The organism is Pseudaeromonas sp. HNCC25DJ180, assembly GCF_055413345.1.
Genome location: NZ_JBVAYF010000010.1, coordinates 106,377 through 125,935, shown reverse-complemented (window position 1 = coordinate 125,935; position 19,559 = coordinate 106,377). Strand labels below are relative to the sequence as shown.

Annotated in this window: 18 protein-coding genes; 12 read left to right on the top strand and 6 right to left on the bottom strand. The window is 58.8% G+C overall.

What is annotated here, in order from left to right:
* The first annotated feature begins 126 nt into the window (after positions 1 to 126).
* From pepA to ACZYTD_RS10830, 4 genes are all read left to right on the top strand, one after another.
* Positions 127 to 1,629: a leucyl aminopeptidase gene (gene pepA / locus ACZYTD_RS10845; protein ID WP_463891966.1), complete on the top strand. Its 1,503-nt coding sequence runs from the start codon at positions 127 to 129 to the stop codon at positions 1,627 to 1,629.
* 98 nt (positions 1,630 to 1,727) lie between these two features.
* Positions 1,728 to 2,195, top strand: coding sequence for a DNA polymerase III subunit chi (locus tag ACZYTD_RS10840; protein WP_463892080.1), 468 nt, complete (start codon positions 1,728 to 1,730; stop codon positions 2,193 to 2,195).
* Between the two features lie 2 nt (positions 2,196 to 2,197).
* The gene (locus ACZYTD_RS10835; protein WP_463891964.1) at positions 2,198 to 5,056 is read left to right on the top strand and encodes a valine--tRNA ligase; all 2,859 of its coding nucleotides are present in this window, start codon (positions 2,198 to 2,200) and stop codon (positions 5,054 to 5,056) included.
* 194 nt (positions 5,057 to 5,250) lie between these two features.
* Positions 5,251 to 5,847, top strand: a complete 597-nt coding sequence (locus ACZYTD_RS10830) for an esterase/lipase family protein (RefSeq protein WP_463891962.1) — start codon at positions 5,251 to 5,253, stop codon at positions 5,845 to 5,847.
* A gap of 71 nt (positions 5,848 to 5,918) precedes the next feature.
* On the opposite strand, the gene ACZYTD_RS10825 is transcribed toward ACZYTD_RS10830, so the two are convergent.
* The gene (locus tag ACZYTD_RS10825) at positions 5,919 to 7,262 is read right to left on the bottom strand and encodes a Fic family protein (RefSeq protein WP_463891960.1); all 1,344 of its coding nucleotides are present in this window, start codon (positions 7,260 to 7,262) and stop codon (positions 5,919 to 5,921) included.
* Between the two features lie 183 nt (positions 7,263 to 7,445).
* On the opposite strand from ACZYTD_RS10825, the gene ACZYTD_RS10820 reads away from it, so the two are divergent.
* Positions 7,446 to 8,120: an HAD family hydrolase gene (locus tag ACZYTD_RS10820; RefSeq protein WP_463891958.1), complete on the top strand. Its 675-nt coding sequence runs from the start codon at positions 7,446 to 7,448 to the stop codon at positions 8,118 to 8,120.
* Here the strand turns inward: ACZYTD_RS10820 and ACZYTD_RS10815 are convergent.
* Positions 8,082 to 8,594: a hypothetical protein gene (locus ACZYTD_RS10815; protein WP_463891957.1), complete on the bottom strand. Its 513-nt coding sequence runs from the start codon at positions 8,592 to 8,594 to the stop codon at positions 8,082 to 8,084. The two genes, ACZYTD_RS10820 and ACZYTD_RS10815, sit on opposite strands and share 39 nt — an antisense overlap.
* A 55-nt stretch (positions 8,595 to 8,649) precedes the next feature.
* The gene (locus ACZYTD_RS10810) at positions 8,650 to 9,453 is read right to left on the bottom strand and encodes a BPSS1780 family membrane protein (protein WP_463891956.1); all 804 of its coding nucleotides are present in this window, start codon (positions 9,451 to 9,453) and stop codon (positions 8,650 to 8,652) included.
* 238 nt (positions 9,454 to 9,691) lie between these two features.
* Between ACZYTD_RS10810 and ACZYTD_RS10805 the strand changes: the two genes are divergently transcribed.
* Positions 9,692 to 10,051 (top strand): DUF2956 family protein, encoded by a 360-nt coding sequence (locus ACZYTD_RS10805; RefSeq protein WP_463891955.1) that lies wholly within the window; start codon positions 9,692 to 9,694, stop codon positions 10,049 to 10,051.
* A 231-nt stretch (positions 10,052 to 10,282) separates the two neighbouring features.
* Here ACZYTD_RS10805 and ACZYTD_RS10800 read toward each other — a convergent pair whose 3' ends face one another.
* On the bottom strand, positions 10,283 to 10,891 hold the full coding sequence (locus tag ACZYTD_RS10800; RefSeq protein ID WP_463891953.1) for an FMN-dependent NADH-azoreductase: 609 nt from the start codon (positions 10,889 to 10,891) through the stop codon (positions 10,283 to 10,285).
* A gap of 234 nt (positions 10,892 to 11,125) precedes the next feature.
* Here ACZYTD_RS10800 and ACZYTD_RS10795 point away from each other — a divergent pair, with 234 nt between their 5' ends.
* Together ACZYTD_RS10795 and ACZYTD_RS10790 are read left to right on the top strand one after the other, a co-directional pair.
* Positions 11,126 to 12,052: an ADP-ribosylglycohydrolase family protein gene (locus ACZYTD_RS10795; RefSeq protein ID WP_463891951.1), complete on the top strand. Its 927-nt coding sequence runs from the start codon at positions 11,126 to 11,128 to the stop codon at positions 12,050 to 12,052.
* Complete coding sequence (locus ACZYTD_RS10790) at positions 12,049 to 12,864, top strand: NAD(+)--dinitrogen-reductase ADP-D-ribosyltransferase (RefSeq protein ID WP_463891949.1); 816 nt, start codon at positions 12,049 to 12,051, stop codon at positions 12,862 to 12,864. Before ACZYTD_RS10795 ends, ACZYTD_RS10790 begins: the two co-directional genes overlap by 4 nt.
* A 23-nt stretch (positions 12,865 to 12,887) precedes the next feature.
* On the opposite strand, the gene ACZYTD_RS10785 is transcribed toward ACZYTD_RS10790, so the two are convergent.
* On the bottom strand, positions 12,888 to 13,991 hold the full coding sequence (locus tag ACZYTD_RS10785; protein WP_463891948.1) for a polysaccharide deacetylase family protein: 1,104 nt from the start codon (positions 13,989 to 13,991) through the stop codon (positions 12,888 to 12,890).
* Positions 13,992 to 14,157: 166 nt separating this feature from the next.
* Between ACZYTD_RS10785 and ACZYTD_RS10780 the strand changes: the two genes are divergently transcribed.
* The 3 genes from ACZYTD_RS10780 (at position 14,158) to cowN (ending at position 15,782) form a co-directional block, all read left to right on the top strand.
* Entirely contained in the window at positions 14,158 to 14,718 is a 561-nt protein-coding gene (locus tag ACZYTD_RS10780) for a flavin reductase family protein (protein WP_463891947.1), read from the top strand.
* A 98-nt stretch (positions 14,719 to 14,816) separates the two neighbouring features.
* Positions 14,817 to 15,005 (top strand): hypothetical protein, encoded by a 189-nt coding sequence (locus ACZYTD_RS10775; protein ID WP_463891945.1) that lies wholly within the window; start codon positions 14,817 to 14,819, stop codon positions 15,003 to 15,005.
* Between the two features lie 441 nt (positions 15,006 to 15,446).
* Entirely contained in the window at positions 15,447 to 15,782 is a 336-nt protein-coding gene (gene cowN, locus ACZYTD_RS10770) for a N(2)-fixation sustaining protein CowN (RefSeq protein WP_463891944.1), read from the top strand.
* A gap of 89 nt (positions 15,783 to 15,871) precedes the next feature.
* On the opposite strand, the gene ACZYTD_RS10765 is transcribed toward cowN, so the two are convergent.
* Positions 15,872 to 17,230, bottom strand: a complete 1,359-nt coding sequence (locus ACZYTD_RS10765) for a (Fe-S)-binding protein (RefSeq protein WP_463891943.1) — start codon at positions 17,228 to 17,230, stop codon at positions 15,872 to 15,874.
* 312 nt (positions 17,231 to 17,542) lie between these two features.
* On the opposite strand from ACZYTD_RS10765, the gene ACZYTD_RS10760 reads away from it, so the two are divergent.
* Entirely contained in the window at positions 17,543 to 19,504 is a 1,962-nt protein-coding gene (locus tag ACZYTD_RS10760) for a putative bifunctional diguanylate cyclase/phosphodiesterase (protein ID WP_463891941.1), read from the top strand.
* Positions 19,505 to 19,559 lie beyond the last annotated feature (55 nt).

The following is a 19,559-nucleotide window of genomic DNA, read 5'->3' as shown; positions in this document are numbered from 1 at the left end:
CCTGAAAATTCCATTTTGGCATATTTACCTGGTGTAACCTGGCGGTCTATTACGCAGCAGGCCGAACACCTTATGCCCTATTATCGAATAAACCACGCACTTTGTCTTTAGGACCAAGGAGTCTCCATGGAGTTCAGTGTAAAAAGCGGCAGCCCTGAAAAGCAGCGCAGCGCCTGTATTGTGGTCGGCGTGTTTGAACCCCGTCGTCTCTCCAGTGTCGCCGAGCAGCTGGATCGTATCAGTGATGGTTATCTCAGCACTCTGCTGCGTCGCGGCGATCTGGAAGGCAAACCTGGCCAGATGCTGTTGTTACACCAGGTTCCCGGTGTGCTCTCCGAGCGGGTATTGCTGGTCGGCTGTGGTAAGGAGCGGGAGCTGGATGAGCGCCAGTTCAAGCAGATAGTGCAGAAGACCATCAGCACCCTGAACGAGACGGGCTCCATGGAGGCGGTCTGCTTCCTCACCGAGCTGCACGTCAAGGGGCGTGATACCTACTGGAAGGTGCGTCAGGCCATAGAAACCACCCAGGCCGGCCTCTACAGCTTCGATCAGTTCAAGACCAACAAGGCCGAGCTACGCCGTCCGCTGCGCAAGCTGGTCTTCAACGTCTCCACCCGCCGAGAACTCACCCAGGGTGAGAAGGCCATAGCCCATGGCCTGGCCGTGGCTAAAGGGGTGAAGATCTGCCGCGATGTGGCCAACATGCCGCCAAACATCTGCACGCCAGCCTATCTGGCCTCCCAGGCGCGCCGTCTGGCCGATGCCAGCCCCAACATCAGCACCAAGGTGATTGGCGATCAGCAGATGGCCGAGCTGGGGATGAATGCCTACCTGGCCGTGGCTCGTGGCTCCGAGAATGAAGCCATGATGTCCATCATCGAATATAAGGGGCACCCGGACGCCAAGCCGATTGTGCTGATAGGCAAGGGGCTCACCTTCGACTCGGGCGGTATCTCCATCAAGCCGGCCGATGCCATGGATGAGATGAAGTATGACATGGGGGGAGCCGCTTCCGTGCTCGGCACCCTGTATGCCCTGGCCGAGCTCAAGCTACCGCTGAACGTCATAGGCATTCTGGCGGGCGCCGAGAATATGCCCGATGGTAACGCCTACCGTCCCGGCGATATCCTCACCTCCATGTCCGGCCAGACCATAGAGGTCCTCAACACCGATGCCGAAGGGCGGCTGGTGCTGTGCGATGTACTCACCTATGTGGATCGCTTCGAGCCCGAGTGCGTCATCGATGTAGCCACCCTGACCGGCGCCTGCGTGATTGCCCTGGGCCATCACACCACGGGGCTGCTGGCCAACCACAACCCGCTGGCTCACGAGCTGCTGAACGCCGCCGAACTCTCCGGCGACAAGACCTGGCGCCTGCCCCTGTGGGATGAGTATCAGGAGCAGTTGGAGAGCCCCTTTGCCGACATGACCAACGTGGGAGGTCGCCCCGGTGGTGCCATCACGGCGGCCGCCTTCTTGTCGCGCTTTGCCAAGAAGTACAACTGGGCCCACCTGGACATAGCCGGTACCGCCTGGAAGTCCGGCAAGGATAAGGGTTCAACCGGTCGCCCCGTGCCCCTGTTGACCCAATTCCTGCTCAGCCGCGTCGGCATGGATCTGGATGAGTAAACGGACTCAAACCATCCTGACAGGAACAGGGGGATGCTTGCATCCCCTTGCTGCATGATGCGACACGCCGTGATGAGCAGAACCTGGAGCCAGTCGTGATGAAACAAGCCACCTTCTACCTGCTGCCAAGCCCGGAGCAGCCCGAGACCTTATTAGCCCTGGTCTGCCAACTGACCACGGCCCGTTACCGTCTGGGGCAGAGCCTGTTTCTCTATGCCGACTCCCAGGAGCAGGCCTGGCAACTGGACGAAGCCCTGTGGCAACAGGACCCGGATAGCTTCGTGCCCCACGGCCTCTCCGACGAACCAACAGGCCATCTGGCACCGGTGGAGATCGGCTTCACCGCCCCCCGTCGTAACCGCCAGGTACTGATTAATCTCGGTAAAGAGGCCCCACCATTTGCAGGGCGCTTTACCGAAGTGGTAGATTTTGTCCCCACAGACGAAACCCTCAAACAGCTGGCCCGCGAACGCTACAAGCAGTATCGCGCCGCCGGCTTTACGTTGCAGACCCTGCCCGCCCCCCAAGATGGTGACGGATCAGCGCCGAGCCAAGAGACCGAGTGATCATGGAAAAGACCTTCAATCCCAACGCCGTTGAACAGGCGCTCTACCAGCACTGGGAATCCCAGGGCTACTTCAAGCCCCACGGTGATACCAGCCAGGATGCCTACTGCATCATGATACCGCCGCCGAATGTCACCGGCAGCCTGCACATGGGTCACGCCTTCCAGCAGACCATAATGGATGCCCTGATCCGCTATCAGCGCATGCTGGGCAAGAATACCCTGTGGCAGGCCGGTACCGACCACGCCGGTATCGCTACCCAGATGGTGGTTGAGCGCAAGATCGCCGCCGAAGAGGGCAAGAATCGCCACGACTATGGCCGTGACGCCTTCATCGACAAGATTTGGCAGTGGAAGGAGGAGTCTGGCGGCACCATCACCCGTCAGATGCGCCGCCTCGGCACCTCGGTGGATTGGGATCGCGAGCGCTTCACCATGGATCCGGGCCTCTCCCGCGCCGTGCAGGAAGTCTTCGTGCGCCTCTATGACGAGGAGCTGATGTACCGCGGCAAGCGTCTGGTGAATTGGGATCCGAAGCTACACACCGCCATCTCCGATCTGGAAGTGGAAAACCGCGAAGTCAAAAGCTTCATGTGGCAGTTACGCTACCCGCTGGCCGATGGCGAGCAGACCCGCGATGGTGAACACTTCCTGGTAGTCGCCACCACCCGTCCGGAAACCATGCTGGGTGACACCGCCGTGGCGGTGAACCCGGAAGATCCGCGCTACAAGAACCTGATCGGCAAGTTTATCGAGCTGCCGCTGGTGGGCCGTCGCATTCCGATCGTCGGCGATGAACACGCCGACATGGAGAAGGGCACCGGCTGTGTGAAGATCACCCCGGCTCACGACTTCAACGATAACGAGGTGGGCAAGCGTCACGCCCTACCGATGATCAACATCTTCACCCTGGATGCCCATGTCCGCGCCGTGGCCGAAGTCTATGACTCCAGCGGCCACCCGAGCACTGCCTATCCGGCCGAGCTGCCTGCCGAGTTTGCAGGGCTAGAGCGCTATGCCGCCCGTAAGGCCATTCTGGCCAAGCTGGACGAGCTGGGTCTGCTGGCCGAGACCAAGGATCATGTGCTGCAACAGCCTTACGGCGATCGCGGTGGCGTGCCCATCGAGCCCATGCTCACCGACCAGTGGTATGTGCGCGCTGGTGTGCTGGCCAAGCCCGCCATCGAGGCGGTGGAAGATGGTCGCATCCAGTTTGTGCCCAAGCAGTACGAAAACATGTACTTCTCCTGGATGCGCGACATTCAGGATTGGTGCGTCTCCCGTCAGCTCTGGTGGGGTCACCGCATTCCGGCCTGGTATGATGAGTCCGGCAAGGTTTATGTGGCCCGCGACGAGGCCGAGGTGCGCAGCAAGTATGGTATCGCTGCTGACGTGAAACTGCGTCAGGACGAAGACGTGCTGGATACCTGGTTCAGCTCGGCCCTGTGGACCTTCTCCACTCTGGGTTGGCCGGAGCAGACCCCGGATTTGCGCACCTTCCACCCCACCGATGTGCTGGTCACCGGCTTTGACATCATCTTCTTCTGGGTGGCGCGCATGATCATGATGACCATGCACTTCATGAAGCATGAAGATGGCTCACCCCAGGTGCCCTTCAAGACCGTCTACGTCACCGGCCTCATCCGTGACGAAGAGGGGCAGAAGATGTCCAAGTCCAAGGGCAACGTGCTGGATCCGCTGGATATGATCGACGGCATCAGCCTGCCCGAGCTGCTGGAGAAGCGCACCGGCAACATGATGCAGCCCCAGCTGGCCGAGAAGATTGGCAAGCGCACCGAGAAACAGTTCCCGGACGGGATCGAAGCGCACGGCACCGATGCCCTGCGCTTCACCCTGGCGGCACTGGCCTCGACCGGCCGCGACATCAACTGGGACATGAAGCGCCTGGATGGCTATCGCAACTTCTGCAACAAGTTGTGGAACGCCAGCCGCTACGTGCTGATGAACACCGAAGATCAGGTGTGCACTCCGGCGGCCGCCGCCGACTACAGCCTGGCGGATCGCTGGATCCAGTCCCAGCTGCAGCTCACCATCCGCGATGTGCGTCAGGCCATGGACACCTACCGTTTCGATCAGGTAGCCGGTGTGCTCTATGAGTTTATCTGGAACCAGTTCTGCGACTGGTATCTGGAGCTGACCAAGCCAGTGCTCTGGCACGGTACTCCTGCCCAGCAGCAGGCTACCCGCCATACCCTGGTAAGCGTGCTGGAGACCCTGTTGCGTCTGGTACACCCGCTGATGCCCTTTATCAGCGAGGAGATCTGGAAGAACGTGGCACCGCTGGCAGGCGTTGGCTACAGCGAAGGCGATACCCTGATGCTGCAAGCCTATCCGGCCTTCGAGGCAGCCAAGGTCGACGAGGCGGTACTGGCAGATCAGGAGTGGGTGAAGCAGTTTATCATCAGCATCCGTAATATCCGTGCCGAGATGAAGGTGGCCCCAAGCGTGCCGCTGACCGTGCTGCTCAAGGCCGATGCGGTAGATGCCGCTCGCGCCCAGAGCAACGAAGCGACCCTCAAATCCCTGGCCAAGCTGGAATCCATTACCGTGCTGGCAGCCGGTGATGCAGCGCCTGTCTCCGTCACCAAGCTGATCGGCGCCACCGAGCTGCTGATCCCCATGGCTGGTCTTATCGACAAGGAGGCCGAACTGGCTCGCCTGGAGAAGGAAGTGGCCAAGCTGAGCCAGGAGTGCGGTCGCATCGAAGGCAAGCTCGGCAACGAGGGCTTTGTCGCCAAGGCACCGGAAGCGGTGCTGGCCAAGGAGCGCGAGAAGCTGGCCGACTATCAGGTGCAGCTCGCCAAGCTCAAAGAGCAGCAGGAAACCATCAAGGCGCTCTGAGCCTTAAGGTTCATCTTCTGTTAATCCTCACCCCGGCCCAGTGCCGGGGTGTTTTTTTTATAGGGAAGCCGTTGTCACTGACCCCAGATCACGGGGGAAATCCAACCGGTGTAACGGGCAAAGGTAACGCGCAAAGGTGCTCCGCGACGTGGTAGGCTCAATGCGTCCCCACACTACCACTCCCCTAGGTACTCATGGAAATCGTTCTGGTTCATGGCTTTGGCGATAGCGGGCGACGGTTTGTACGCCTGCAGCGGCGGCTTGACGCCGCGGGGCATCACTGCCACTGCCCAACGCTAAAACCCGCCGATGCACGTCTGGGCATTGCCGATCTGGCACAGAAGCTGGCGGCCTATATCGATGCGCAGTTGCCCAGCTCGACGCGCTTTGCTGTGGTGGGTTTCAGCATGGGCTGCCTTATCTCCCGCACCTATCTGCAACAGCTGGGCGGAGCAGCCAGAGCCTGTGCCTTCTTTGCCATTTCCGGCCCCCATCAGGGCTCCTGGCTGGCCTATGGCTATCCGGGGCAAGGCTGCCGCGAGATGCGCCGTGGTAGCCGTTTCTTGCAGCAACTGGCGCAGAGTGTGGATGCCTTAACCCCACTGCCGCTCTTTGCCTATCGCACGCCGTTTGATCTGATGGTGCTCCCCTCCCGCAGTGCCCACTGGCCCCAGGCACGCAACAGGGTGGTGCCCACCCTGCTGCATCGTGGCATGGTGAGCTCGAAGCTGGTGATCGAGGACATTATCGAGCAGTTAGCCCGACTTGATAGCTCACCAGCCGAGGTATAAACCGCGCTAACTTGTAGCCCCAAGCTCACCCCTGCATTAACTACAACTGCACGTCAGTCACCATTGACGTCCTACCCAAGCCGCAATCGAGAAGCCAGATCCGAGGGCACGAAATAGAGAGTGGTACGCCCCTCTCGGGTTTGCAGAAACAGTTTGCTCTCCACCAGTTTGTTCAGATAGCTGCGCGCCGTGTTTTCCGAAAGCTCATAACTATTGACCACCCCTTTGACGGTAAAGATACGCCCTGGTTCCTTGATCCCCTTCTTGATCAAATCCTTCTGCACAAAATTCAGTTCATTCTGATAACGTGAGCTCTCGAGTATCGAGAGGATCTGGTAGAACTCACCGGTTTTCTGCTGCAGATAAGCTTGCAACTCATCAAAGGCCTTTAGGATGATTTCCAACTGATAATCAATAAAGTAGGTCAGATCATTCTGATCCTTCTCGCTGTAGAGATAGGCTAGCCCATACCCCTTTGGATCATCCTTGAGCAATTTACTGATAGAAACATACTTGAACAGGTCGTACTCGTTCTTGAGCATAAACCAGTAAAAAAGTGCCCGGGCTGTACGACCATTACCATCACGGAATGGATGCTCATAGCCCAACATAAAGTGCAGTATGATGGCCTTGATGACAGGAGCAATAAAGTCGCAACCATTCAGCCCTGAGTGCTCGGCATTGGCAAAATCACACAGCGTCTGCAGCCGCGACTCGATCAGGGTGAAATCCGGCGGTTGGTGCGCAATATCCCCATTACCATCATCCACATAGATACCGTTATCCGCACGAAATGCCCCCGGCGTGACATCATTACTCGTCGTCCCCTGGGTGGCGATACGATGAAACTCCAGTATCAAATCCAGACTCAAGGGCTCTGCTTTAATCCTCTCGGCGTAACGCAACAGCAGGAAATTATTGACTATCATCCTCTCGTCTTCATCGATCGGCTCCCGCTCCTCTTCGAGCATTTTCTTGGCCACCTCCCGCGTGGTAGAGGCGCCTTCAAGCTGGGCACTGGTGATCGCCTCCTCCATCATCAAAGAAGAGACCAGATAACGCTTCTGGATGCTCTCCGATGCCACATTACCCGCCATAACAGCCACGCTCCCCCCCGCCACCTTGACGATCTGGTGCAGACGAGCCTCCATGGTATGGGGAGTGCAGTAACAAAAAGGGATCCCCTTCTCATCCCGCAAGGGGAGATAGCGCATCTGGAGCAGACGCTTGAACTTGACGGCCAACCAGATCTGTTTGGCCTCGCTGCGCGGCACCCGCCATTTGAGCTGATCCCAGTGCAGATATCGGCCCCTATTATCCGTAGCATCATGGTGAGCCAGATAGGGGGCAATCTGGCTCAGATCAAGCGTCGCCAAATCGCATACTGGTGCCCGCTCAACACGCTCTTTTGCCATATATAACTCAAAATAAAAAAATTGCGTTTAATGTAGATTACTATGGATTTTTATCCATTTAAGTCAAGAATTCATTTGCTACCAGCATCAGGCTATTCAAGTCCATGGTTAGCACTCAGAGGCTTCGACAAAATGCCACCCTGCTGGCAGAATCCACGCAGAATGTGGACTGGGAGCGTTGCCATGGTTGAGGCCATCTTGTGGGATAACGACGGGGTACTGGTAGATAGCGAGCGCCTCTTCTTCGAGGCCAATCGCGAACTGCTGGCGAGCCTGGGGGCCGAGCTGACGCCCGAGGGCTTCTTTAAGTGGTATCTGCTGGATAACTGTGGCGGCTGGCATCTGCTGGGCGAGCCCTCCGAGGCGCAGATCGAGCTCTGGCGCGCCGAGCGCAACCGGATCTACAGCCACAAACTCAAGCAGGCTCAGAGCCTGGCCATGCCGGGCATAGTTAGCGTGCTCAATGCCGTGGCCCCCCACTACCGCATGGGAATCGTCACCAGCTCCTACCCCGAGCATTTCGAGCTGATCCATCGAGAGCTGGGGTTAGTCGACCACTTTGAGTTTATCCTCGCGGCGGAAGATTACACGGGTAGCAAACCCGATCCTGAACCCTATCTGCAGGGGCTCAAGCGTCTGGGACTAACCGCCGAGCAGTGCCTGGTGATCGAGGATTCCCCCCGCGGCCTCGCCGCCGCCAATGCCGCCGGTATCCCCTGCATAGTGCTGCGTCACCCGCTCACCCAAGGTCATGACTTCAGCGGCGCCTGGCGCGTGGTCGACTCACTTGCCGAGTTGTCAGCCCTGCTCACCCCCGCATCAACGGCAGGTCAGACGGCGGGCAAACCAGAGCAATAGACCCACCCCACCCGAGATGAGGCAAAAGGCGTGCAGGGTGGCAATCGAGCACAATCCCAACAGGGGGTTTCCCTGCCAAAGGGGCCAGAAGGGGTGCAGATCCCCATGCATCAGGCTATCGAGTAGCAGATGGCTGTAGCTGCCCAGCCAGCCGCCTAGCAGATAGGGGCGCCAGCCTGGCACGTACTCAACCAGAAGCCGAGGCCAGCCATAGTGCCGCATCTCTTGGTTCCATCTGCCCAGCAAGGGTGGGCTTAAGACGCGTCCCAGCCAGGCGGCCAAAGCGCCAATGGGCAGAGCGAGCAGCAGGGTATGGCTGATGCCATGCAGCTCGGCCGCGCCCCGCAACAGTCCCAGCAGGGGCTCCAGATCCATCACGATCTGGGCGACACCAAAGGCGATGAGGCTCATCTGCCGCTCGGCTACGCCCTTGAGCAGCATGCCTGGCCCCATATGGAGTGGTGTAATGGGCATAGGCGTTCAACCCTAACGAGGCGGGGCTCGGCCATGGCATGCCCCGCACTTAAGATTATTGATAGAGGTAGATATCCCGGTAGGAGCAGTAGTGGGCGTACCCCATCACGGGACAGAGCACCAGCAGCCCCAGCAACAGAGTGACGGTACCTACCAGAATAAAACCCAGCGTCACCAGCAAACTAAACCAGAGCAGGGGCAGCATGTTGCGCATACACCCTTGAAAACTCAGCTTCATCGCCGCCCAGGGTTGCACATCATTCAGATAGACCAGGGGCGCCGCATAGTAAACCATCATGACCAAAGGAACGATGAAGAGCAGAAGCACCAGGAGCCAGAATGAGAAGCTGAGAATAACCCAGCTATTATCTACCCCCAGAGCCTGTTGCCCCCCATTTATCAATTCCCCCCATTGCTGAAGCTCCCCCGAGATCACCCCATGGACCAGAAACAGTATCCCCACCAGCATAAAGCAGGCAAAAATCAGCCCCATGTAAATGACAGCCACCAACACCAGATTGCCCATGTTCTTGCGAAAACCGGCGAAGAAGTCACTAAAACGGATCACCCCCTCTTCCCTGGCTCTGTGCGCCACCGCCACCCAGCCTGCAGACAGAACCAGACTAAACAGCGAAACCAGCAGCGCTGCTCCTGGGATCACGTTACCTGCAACCTGAATGACAATACTAAACAGCAGGATGCCAACACTCACCCCCATGCCGCAATTGAACAGGCCAAATCCTTCATGGATCCAGCTCCAGCCTCGCCCCACGGCTACCCGTCGCGGTGGCTGCAGCTGAGGCGCACTGGAGACAAACTCTAACTGCTCCCCAGCAGGATACTGACTGATCTCGTTCACTTGGTTTCTCCCCTATTATTGGACTCGCGCTTCTGCGCTGACTGACGCTACTGTGGTGTATCTTCCCCTTCCCTGGGGAAACCTTGGGGCAGTGACATAGAAAAAGCAATGGTTTCAAACAACTGGAATGCGGAGTGTGACGGGAGTCAGACGAGATGAGCAGACAAGGGGCAAGCCTCCCTGCCAAATTCAGCGGGTTATGGCACAATCATCCTCATAACTAGCTGCCGAGAGCCCCATGACCTTGAACCGCAAACCCGAGATCTCAGACGAGGTCGTTGCCGAATCACTGCGCCTGGCCCGCGCCAATCAGGCCCCAGGCCAGACCAAAGAGCAGACCCAACTCATAGCCCAGGGTATTCAAAAAGGGCTGGCCGAATTTAAACGGGCCCAGAAGGCCAAGCAAAGAGAGGCGGATAAGGCACGCAAGAAACAGCGTAAGCCCCTGACCAACACCGAGCTTGCTGAAGAGGAGAGTGCGGAGAGGGAGGTGGCAGACGAAGTCCGCAGCAATCGTCCCTGGCACTACTGGTTACCCTGGGGCCTGTTACTGCTGAGTTGGCTCGGCATGGCGATCTATTATCTCGGCAACCGCTGACCCAGCCGCAAGATAACCGGCCACCCGATATAAAAAAGCCCCGAGCATAGGCATCGGGGCTAGTCAGGTTAAGCGGGCTGCCTGACAAAGCAGAGTGGCTTTCGGTCACGGTACCCGGCTCTCGCAGACCGGACACCAAACTTAAGCACCTCATTAAGTCTAGCTGACAGTTTGCCATTCGACCTTGTCATCTCTGACAGTTGCCACGCTTTATCCTCTTGCCTACTCGGCTCATGCCAAAGCAGGTAAGAAACCAGCGAAGCTGACACGGGCCGCGTCCAGACCACTCTCCCTGGCTTCCGGGCCCATACCCAGACCTTGAGCATAGGCGACCTGAATATCCTGCAAGCCAATGAAATTCAAGACGGTACGGATATGTGCCAACGCCAGATCGGTTGCGGTATCGCGGTGCAAACCACCGGTCGTCACCACCAGTAGCACCGGCTTGTTGCTCAGCAGACCAACCGGACCTGTCTCGGAATATTTAAAGGTGACCCCGGCCCGGCAGATGTAGTCAAACCAGCTCTTGAGCTGAGTGGGTACGCCAAAGTTATACATGGGCACACCGATCACCAGGCGATCCGCCGCCTCTATCTCGGCAATCAGTTGGTCCGACAGCTCAACCGCTGTCTGTTGCCGGGCGGTGCGACCTTCGCTGTTGGCAAAGCCACCCAGGATTTCCCCATCCAGTTGTGCCAGCGGCTCGGCACCCAGATCGCGCTCCGTCACTTGTTGGGCCGGATCTTGCTTCTTGGCTGCCAAGAGTAATTCATTGATGAGTAACCCTGAGCTGGAGTAGTCGCCCAGGATGCTGGATTTGATAACCAATAGCTTTGCCATAGTGACCTCGAAGTCTAAAAATAGGTGCGAATATGCAGTGATGAGACTTTACCCAGAAGACAATCGAACTTATATCGCAAAAATACGGCCTATATGTTCGATTAAATAGAACGATAACGCCAGCGCATGCCTAGCCCTCCCCCAGAGACGCATCTCGACCCGGGGTGAAGCAAAGCAGACAAGTGGGGCCAAAGCCGACAAGCCATTCCCAGATGAGAGAGCAGAGGAGAAGAGATGGACAGGCAACAGGATCGCAGCCGGGGCTGCCTACTGGGTCTCGCCATTGGCGATGCCATCGGCACCACGCTGGAATTTAAACCCAGGGGCAGCTTCAAACCCCTGACCGATATGGTCGGTGGCGGCCATTTCTGCCTGAAGAAGGGCTACTGGACCGATGACACCTCCATGGCCCTCTGCCTGGGCCACAGCCTGGTGGAGTGCGAGGGGTTCGATGCCCATGATCAGATGCGCCGCTATTGTGACTGGCTGGATAACGGCTACATGAGCAGCATAGGCACCTGCTTCGATGTGGGGGTCACAGTCTCATCGGCCCTGCGCCGCTTTCAGAAGACAGGAGAGCCGTTCGCCGGTGCCCGGTCGACCTGGAGTTCGGGTAATGGCTCCATCATGCGGCTGGCCCCGCTGCCCATAGCCTATGCCCATGATGCCGAGCTGGCCATGCGACTGGCCGCCGAGAGTTCGCGCACCACCCATGGCTCTCCCCTCTGTCTGGATAGCTGCCGCTATCTGGCCACCCTGCTAGTCAGGCTGCTGCAGGGGCAGAGCAAACAGGAGCTGTGGCAGGCCAGCTATCAGGCACAGACCCCCGAGGTGGCGGCCCTGGTAAACGGCGGGTGGCGTCGCAAGGAGTATGAAGCGCTCAGCGGCACCGGCTATGTGATCGAGAGCCTGGAGGCCGCCCTCTGGTGTTTTGAGCAAACTGACAACTATGCCGACTGCGTATTGGCCGCCGCCAACTTGGGCCAGGATGCCGATACCACGGCGGCGGTGGCGGGTCAGCTGGCAGGCGCCTGTTATGGCTACTCCCAGATCCGCAGCGAGTGGTGCCAACATCTGCATCGTCATCAGGAGATGGTGGCACTGGCCGACAGGCTCCGGGAGCTGAGCCTGCGTCTGGCCCAGTCGAGTGAGGCGGAATGAAACCCGTCACGCTCCTCGACACAGTCGAGCCCCAGAGCCAGATCGCCCTGCCCATCAACCGCTGTAACCTGCCCGGCGGCCTCATCGCCAGCCTGGCATTTCAGCGCCATCCCCAGCCCATAGAGCTGGATGGGGTGATGACCCACCATGCGGATCTCTTTCGCCGTCTGGATGAGATTTCGGACGAAAGCGCCCGCCGCGACTGCTTTATCAACTACATGGCGGTCCATTTCCGTCTGCCAGGACACGCCCTGCCCCCTTGGCCAGAAGCCGAACCCACGCCTCGCCCCCAAAGCAATTATCGCCGGCTGCTGCTGGGCTGGATGTTTGACTCCGACTCCGATGCTGGGGCGGCCTGGCGGCTATGGGTGGAGTCCCGCTTCGGCTTGGTCACCCGCTATCATAAAGAGCTGATCTCGGCCCCCGAATCGGGCGCCTACTTCCGCTATATGCAGGCCTGCGTGCGGGCCACCTACAACACCAATGATCTGGCCAGCCAACTGGATCTGCTCTACAGCTTCTGCCAATACCAGCTAAGCCACAGCCATACGGGCCGCCATCTCACCCTCTATCGGGGCGGCAGTGAGCTGCCCAGCCAGAGTGAGCAGGGAGAGAACATTATGCTGTTCAACAACTTGAGCTCCTTCACCCTGGAGGTGGACGAGGCCTACCGATTCGGTCCCAAGGTGTTCGAGATCCAGGTGCCGCTGTGCAAGGTGGTCTGCTACCACGCCCTGCTCCCCGGCCCCCTGGATGGTGAACAGGAGTTTATGGTGTTGGGAGGCTACTATCCGGTTAAACGCATCTGGTGACTAGGCCGCAGAGCAAACAAGCCTCACTCGGCAGCGAAGCTGTGGCAATCCACCCAGCGTACCGGGCTGGTGAGGGTGGCACTGAACAGACTCGGCAACGCCTCGGCCGCCAGAGGGTGAACATCATGAAACAGGATAATCCCCTTGCGCCAGAGCAGCATCAGGGTCAGCACTCTATCCCGCACCTGGCGGGCGCTCAGATGAGGTCGCCAGTCCTGGCTGTCAATATTCCACAGCACCAGATGACGGAATACGCGTCCGGCCATCTCGGGAGTGCGCTGGCCATAGGGGGGGCGGAACCAGGAGAGGCGCATGACACCAGGCACCGCCTGCAGCAGGGTGCGACTCTGCTGCAGTGACTCCTGCCAATCGGCCAGTTTGGGATAGGGGGTATGTCGCATGCCATGGGAGGCGATGCAGTTTTCGCCATAATCGGCGGCCAGTAGCTGAGGCGAACCACTGAGCCGGCTCTGCAACCGCTCACCCAGTAGGAAGAAGACACCATTCTGCCCCCCTTGCGCCAGCACCTTGACGGTACGGCGAGTGCTTCCCTGGATCTCGGATGGGCCATCGTCGAAGGTCAGCAAAAACTCGCCATCCATCAGCTCATTACCCGTCATCTCGGCGGGTGAGAGGGTATCGATCTCGCTGCTGACGCGGGAAAATTGCGCCGCCAGACGCAACTGCTCCAGCAGGTAGGCGGCATGAAACTGGCGTGCCGCCCGCTGCCAGGGCTGCAGACGCGGGGGAATGGCTGGCGGGTGCAATAACAGTTGTCGCAGCTGGCTGACATTCTGAGGGTGGGGGCAAGTGGGGCAGTCTCGGGCCGCCATCTGATAGTTTTGCAACACCCGCAACCAGGTCTGCTGCCGATAACGATCCAGGGCGAGCATGTCGACCTGGGCCAATCCCAGCCGTGCAGGCCACTCATCGGCGGAGATAAGCTCACTGGAGAGCAGTTCATTGCCAAAGGTGAGGATCTCCAGGCGCGAGGCAGCATTGAATCCAGGATGACTGGTCAGCCGTTCCGGCCAGGTAGCTCGATCCATCACGGCTGGCGGTAGTGTCGTTGCCACCGGCCAACTGGCCCAGAACCACAGAGTGAGCAACAGCAAATAGGAGCGCATCCAATATCCTTGCAATCAGCCTACGATGTCGTCTGAAGCCATAGGGGAAAGAGCACATGATAGCGTGGTTAACACCTCAGCCACCATAGGCAGAAATCGTCAGGCAAATTGCCATTCCCGCCACATGCAGCCAAGCTTAGCGAGTCACTCATCATCTGGAGTCCCTATGCGCCTGAGAGTCCCCCTCGATAAAGCCTATCGCCTGCTCAACCATGGCCCCACTGTGCTCATCACCACGGCCGCCGAGGGACATCGTAATGTGATGGCCGCCGCCTGGATCATGCCCCTGGACTTTTCGCCCCCCAAGGTGGCGCTGGTGATCGACAAACTCACCTACAGCCGCAGCCTACTGGAGGCCTCCGGCGAACTGGTGATCAATATTCCGCCGCGCAGCATGGTCGATCAAACCCTGGCGGTGGGCTCGATCTCGGGCCGGGATCTGGATAAATTCAACGAGCTAGGGCTCAAGACCATGGCCGCCGAGAAAGTCACGCCGCCCCTGCTGAGCGATTGTATCGCCTGGCTGGAGTGCCGCCTGATCCCCCAGCCCCAGCTACAACAGGATCATGATCTCTTCCTGGCCGAGGTGGTGGCCGCCAGCGCCAATAACCTGGTCTTCCGCGAGGGGCGCTGGCACTTCGGCGAAAACGCCCAGCGCACCCTGCACCACGTGGCCGGTGGTCACTTCCTGCAGATAGGGGATGAGGTGGAGGCCAAAGAGCCATAAATCGCGTCTGAACGGCAACCGGAACGGGGCCGTAATTCGCTCGAGGGCAAGAGCCACTGCCTATACTTAACAAAGGCAGAGATGATGGGAGCACGGCCATGAGTGACAGCTGGCTCTTACCCAAGGGCACGGATCTGGTGAGTGCAGTTCGCTGGCTCAATGATCAGCATCGCCATGATCGACAGGCTATTGAAGAGGCGGCACTACGCTTCGATCTCTCCCCCTTGGATGAGGAGTTCCTGCTACTACACTGCCGGGAGGAACTGGGCAGTCAGGCTGAAAAATAAGAGCCGAGCCCAGAGCGCTGTTCCCTAATCGTGTTGGTCATCAAGATTGGGGTTTAATGACTCATGAATGCGGTAACGGGATAACCTTTAAGCCGACTGAAGGCCTCAGGGACGAGGCCTTCGAGCCTCCAGGGAGGGATTAACGGCGTGTCGGCGTAAGGTCGTCCCGATACCGCACGAGCACCAACACATAACGGGAACAGCACCGAGCCCAGGCCTGTCGCAAACCTACCACCAAATTGGTAGGCCGCTGTGGCAAACACCACGACAACGCGAGCGGCGCTATCCTGCATTACCCCATACTGGCGCCTTAGCCGCCCATCCCGCAACTGGGCCCAAATCTTGCTCGCCCTAGCGTGAGCGGGCTGACGCTGCATGTCCGCCATCGGGCCCCACCAGGGCCATCACATCAATCAGCGCCTGCAGAAGGAACCACGCCAGATGGGAAAATGTGCCTGCCAGAAGAATGCCAACAAACCAACCCCCAGCCCCCACTCCGAGCCAGGTGCGGATCGCTATGTCAGCTTCAGCGACATCGACTGTGACGGTAACGCCCGCATCATGATGGCGCTGATCCGCAAACACATAGACGATCCCGCGCGCAGCAACGCCTTCTGGGAATATTTCAAGAAGAAGGCCGCAGGCGGCAGCGGCCCCAAACCCGATGATCTGTTTCTCATCCACTCTAACCTGAACCAGATCCGCGAACTGTTCGAGACCTGGGAGGATGACGAGGCGCTGCAACTGCTGGATCGACTGGAGATCGAGTGCTGCTGAGAACCCAAGTAGAGAGACGAGGCCTTCACCTAGCAAGAATGGTGTATCCCCCTGGCGATGCCATCCCAGCTTCGCCAGCAAACGAGCACCTATATCGGCACGGCATCAGGCTCCAGTGCCGCCAACAGCAGCGAGACCAGGTGGCGGGGCTGACGCCCGGTCAACACCTGGATCTGATGGCGACAAGCCATACCATTGCACAGGAGTTCGGCCTCAGGCTCCAACGCCAAGGCAGGCAACAGAGCCTGGGCCGCCATCTGGTGGGAAAGCGCCACATGCTCGGCCTCCAGACCAAAGGTACCGGCCATGCCACAGCAGGAGGCCTCGATAAACTGAAAATCCAGATCCGGGATAAGTTTCAGTAACCGGCGCAGGGACTTCATGGCACCACTGGCCTTCTGATGGCAATGACCATGGACCAGCAGACGCCGTGCCTGAGGGGCAAAACGCAAGGCCAAACGCCCCGCCTGCTGCTCGTGGGCCAGAAACTCCTCCAGCAGCAACGCCCGCTTGCGTGCCAGCTCGGCCAGGGGGCCCAACTGCAGTTGACGGTACTCATCCCGCAGCATCAGCAAGGCCGCAGGCTCCAGGCCTATGATCGGCAAGCCTCGCTGCAGTTGCGGCTCCAGGGCCGCCAGCAGACAACGGGCCTGCTCTCTGGCCTCCGCTACCCACCCCTGGGCCAGTAACGTGCGGCCGCTATCGAGCATCACTCCGGCCACCGAGCCGGGATGCACCACTCGCACCCGATAACCCGCCAGACGCAACAAGCGCAACGCCTGCTCCGCCTGCTCGGGAGCAAACTGACTGGTAAAGCTATCGACCCACAAGACCACCTCTCGCCCCTCGGCCTTGGGCGTCAGGGGCTCAAACCAGCTCTGGCGCGGAGCAAAGGGGTGAGCGGCGGGTTCCGGCAGGGGAACCCGTGCCGCCAGGCCGAATAACTGTTCGCCCAAGGCGGCAAGCCAGGGGTGACGATTACGCCAGCGGATCAGCTGCCCCAACCAGGGGGCGCGATGCAACCAGAGAGGGAAGCGGGCAAATAAGCGTTGCCGCAAGCGGGCCCGACCACGCAACCGTTGCTGCGCCAGGTACTCCACCTTGATACTGGCCATATCCAGGTTGTTGTCACACTCGCGCTGACACCCTTTGCAGGAGACGCACAACTCCAGGGTCGCCGCCACTTGCGGATCGTCCAGCCAATAACCCGGTTCCGGATGATTGAGTGCCTGCTTTAACGCCCGCACCCGCCCCCCTGGCGACAGGGAGGGATCCGCCGACACCTTGAAGCTCGGGCACATGACGCCATTGCCGGGTTGTTCACACACCCCGCTGCGAATACAGACTGCCACCGCCTTGGCAAAATCCCCACCCTGTTTAGGGATATCAGCGTAGGCATCACCCATGCCCCGATCTCGATAATCTGACCAATCCAACTGAGTGCGCATTTGCCTATTCCATGGTGAAATCCAACTGCAGTCCCAGAGTTATACAAAATCAGTGCCTAAAAATTAACTTTTATAAAACAGTCTGTTATAAAAGACCGCCTCGGTCTAAGCCAACAAATAGTCCAACAAAACAGACAGAGAGTGGGAGTTGCCACAGTTCAAGCAGCCAAGTGCATCCGCTCCGGCAAAAGTAACCGGAGAGGCGCACTTCGTATTTTTAAGTGGCGGGGAACATTTCCCGCCATTTTTGCTGGATTTTGAGAGCTGATTGTGTCTAATTAACAGGTTCTCAGGTAGGGAGTTATTCGTCACATGACCACTGGACATCAACCCGGCATGGATACGCCTCATAAGCCTCAAGGTTCCCGGTCTTTAGCCCCCCAAGCCATAGGCTATGGGCTAGTTTTACTCTTCTGGTTAGTCCTCACTACCACGCTGCAGCAGAGCAGCTTACTCGGAACAACCACACTGCTCTGGCTCAATGGCCTATTCCTGTTGCTCACTACCGCTGTCTTGTTGTTGAAGACACGAGCACACCTGCACACCCAGCTGCCAGAACTTATGGCCAGTCCAGAGACACTGCATCTGCAGCAGGTGGCTCACACCATTGATGCCGCCCTCATGGTCTTCGATGTCACGGCATCTCGATTCGTCTATGTCTCCCCCGGCTACACCACCCTCTGGCAACGGGATCCGGCTCTGCTGCTCACCAATCCCAGAGATTGGATCGCTGCCTTAACCAGCGCCGAACGCTGGCGTCTGCTGCGCCAGTTGGCTGTCCATCGCCATACCACAGATCCCTATCGCGTCGAATTCCCGTTGCGGCTGACGGCTCGCTCCACCAAATGGGTGCAGATGCGCTTCTACCCCCAACAGGATGGCGCGGGTGTCATCACTCGCCTGGTGGTACTGGCGGATGACATTACCAGCATACGCCAACAGGAGGAGCAACTGAGCTTTGCCGCCAACCATGATCCCCTGACTCAGCTCCCGAACCACAGGCTCTTCCTGGAGCAACTCAACTGCTGGTTGCAGAGCCCGCCACAACATGGCTTCAGCCTGTTCATGCTGGATCTGGATCACTTCAAACGCATTAACGATATCTCCGGCCATGCCTCGGGGGATGTCCTGTTGCGTGAAGTGGCGACCCGACTCTGCACCTGCATTCCACCCGATGCTTTCCTGGCGCGTATGAGCGGTGACGAGTTCGCCCTGCTCTGCCCTGGTGTCTCGGTGAACTCCCTAGCCGAGCGCATAGTCACGGCCATCCGTAGCCCCTTCATGCTGAACGAGAAGTCCAGCCATATCACCCTGAGCCTGGGCTGGTCCTGCTACCCCAAAGATGGCGCCAACGCCGAAACCCTGCTGCGCCAAGCCGACATGGCCATGCATGGGGCCAAGCAAGCGGGTCGCAATCGCTACCAGGCTTATACCGCCGAGATGGATCAGGCCATTTTGCGGCAGTTGCAACTGCATCAAGATCTACTCTCGACAGTCAACGACGGTGGCTTCGAGATTTATTATCAACCCATCTACGAGCTGACCACGGGCCGCTTGAGTGGTGCCGAGGCTCTGCTACGCTGGCAGCGCCGCCCGGGTGAGTGGGTCTCACCGCAACATTTTATCCCTCATCTGGAAGAGAGCGGCCTCATTATTCGCCTCACCGACTGGTTGATATGGGAAACCGGTAAACAGCTCAAGAGCTGGCGTGAACGTTGGCCTGAATTCCGCCTCTCGGTCAACATCTCCGGCCTGAGTATGCAAGATGAGCGGCTGCTCACCACCGCCAAGAAGATGCTCTCTACCCTCGGTTTGCCGGGCAATGCCCTGGAGCTGGAGGTAACCGAGAGCGCCTTTATCTCGGATCCGGAGCAAGCAGGCGGCATAGCCCGCCAATTGCAGGCCGAAGGTGTCCAATTGGCCGTCGATGACTTCGGAACGGGTTACTCCAGCCTCATCTCCTTGCAACGCTTCTCGCCCAATCGCGTGAAGATCGACAGGGGCTTCATCCGCGAGGTGATCAGCGACAAACAGGATCGCAACCTAGTGGAGTCCATGTTATTGATGATCCACAAGCTGGAGATGCGCGTCGTGGCCGAGGGGGTGGAAACCTCCGAGCAGTTGAGCCTGTTGCGCGAACTGGGCTGTGACTACATTCAGGGGTACTACTCTGGTCGCCCGCTACCGGTGGCCGCGTGGTTGCAGATTGCCGAACGCCTACCGTCAGAGCAGTTTGGCGTACCACCTCGCCAGATGATCCCCGCCGGGCTTTAAATAAACAGCAAAGTAAAAACGTAAAAAGGGAGGCTGAATATCAGCCTCCCTTTTT

Coding starts and splice junctions, on each gene's coding strand:
- pepA (WP_463891966.1), top strand. CDS start 127: ATGGAGTTCAGTGTAAAAAGCGGCAGCCCTGAAAAGCAGCGCAGCGCC.
- ACZYTD_RS10815 (WP_463891957.1), bottom strand. CDS start 8,594: ATGCCCATTACACCACTCCATATGGGGCCAGGCATGCTGCTCAAGGGC.
- ACZYTD_RS10835 (WP_463891964.1), top strand. CDS start 2,198: ATGGAAAAGACCTTCAATCCCAACGCCGTTGAACAGGCGCTCTACCAG.
- ACZYTD_RS10780 (WP_463891947.1), top strand. CDS start 14,158: ATGCGCCTGAGAGTCCCCCTCGATAAAGCCTATCGCCTGCTCAACCAT.
- ACZYTD_RS10800 (WP_463891953.1), bottom strand. CDS start 10,891: ATGGCAAAGCTATTGGTTATCAAATCCAGCATCCTGGGCGACTACTCC.
- ACZYTD_RS10805 (WP_463891955.1), top strand. CDS start 9,692: ATGACCTTGAACCGCAAACCCGAGATCTCAGACGAGGTCGTTGCCGAA.
- cowN (WP_463891944.1), top strand. CDS start 15,447: ATGGGAAAATGTGCCTGCCAGAAGAATGCCAACAAACCAACCCCCAGC.
- ACZYTD_RS10795 (WP_463891951.1), top strand. CDS start 11,126: ATGGACAGGCAACAGGATCGCAGCCGGGGCTGCCTACTGGGTCTCGCC.
- ACZYTD_RS10830 (WP_463891962.1), top strand. CDS start 5,251: ATGGAAATCGTTCTGGTTCATGGCTTTGGCGATAGCGGGCGACGGTTT.
- ACZYTD_RS10775 (WP_463891945.1), top strand. CDS start 14,817: ATGAGTGACAGCTGGCTCTTACCCAAGGGCACGGATCTGGTGAGTGCA.
- ACZYTD_RS10825 (WP_463891960.1), bottom strand. CDS start 7,262: ATGGCAAAAGAGCGTGTTGAGCGGGCACCAGTATGCGATTTGGCGACG.
- ACZYTD_RS10820 (WP_463891958.1), top strand. CDS start 7,446: ATGGTTGAGGCCATCTTGTGGGATAACGACGGGGTACTGGTAGATAGC.
- ACZYTD_RS10790 (WP_463891949.1), top strand. CDS start 12,049: ATGAAACCCGTCACGCTCCTCGACACAGTCGAGCCCCAGAGCCAGATC.
- ACZYTD_RS10840 (WP_463892080.1), top strand. CDS start 1,728: ATGAAACAAGCCACCTTCTACCTGCTGCCAAGCCCGGAGCAGCCCGAG.
- ACZYTD_RS10765 (WP_463891943.1), bottom strand. CDS start 17,230: ATGCGCACTCAGTTGGATTGGTCAGATTATCGAGATCGGGGCATGGGT.
- ACZYTD_RS10760 (WP_463891941.1), top strand. CDS start 17,543: ATGACCACTGGACATCAACCCGGCATGGATACGCCTCATAAGCCTCAA.
- ACZYTD_RS10785 (WP_463891948.1), bottom strand. CDS start 13,991: ATGCGCTCCTATTTGCTGTTGCTCACTCTGTGGTTCTGGGCCAGTTGG.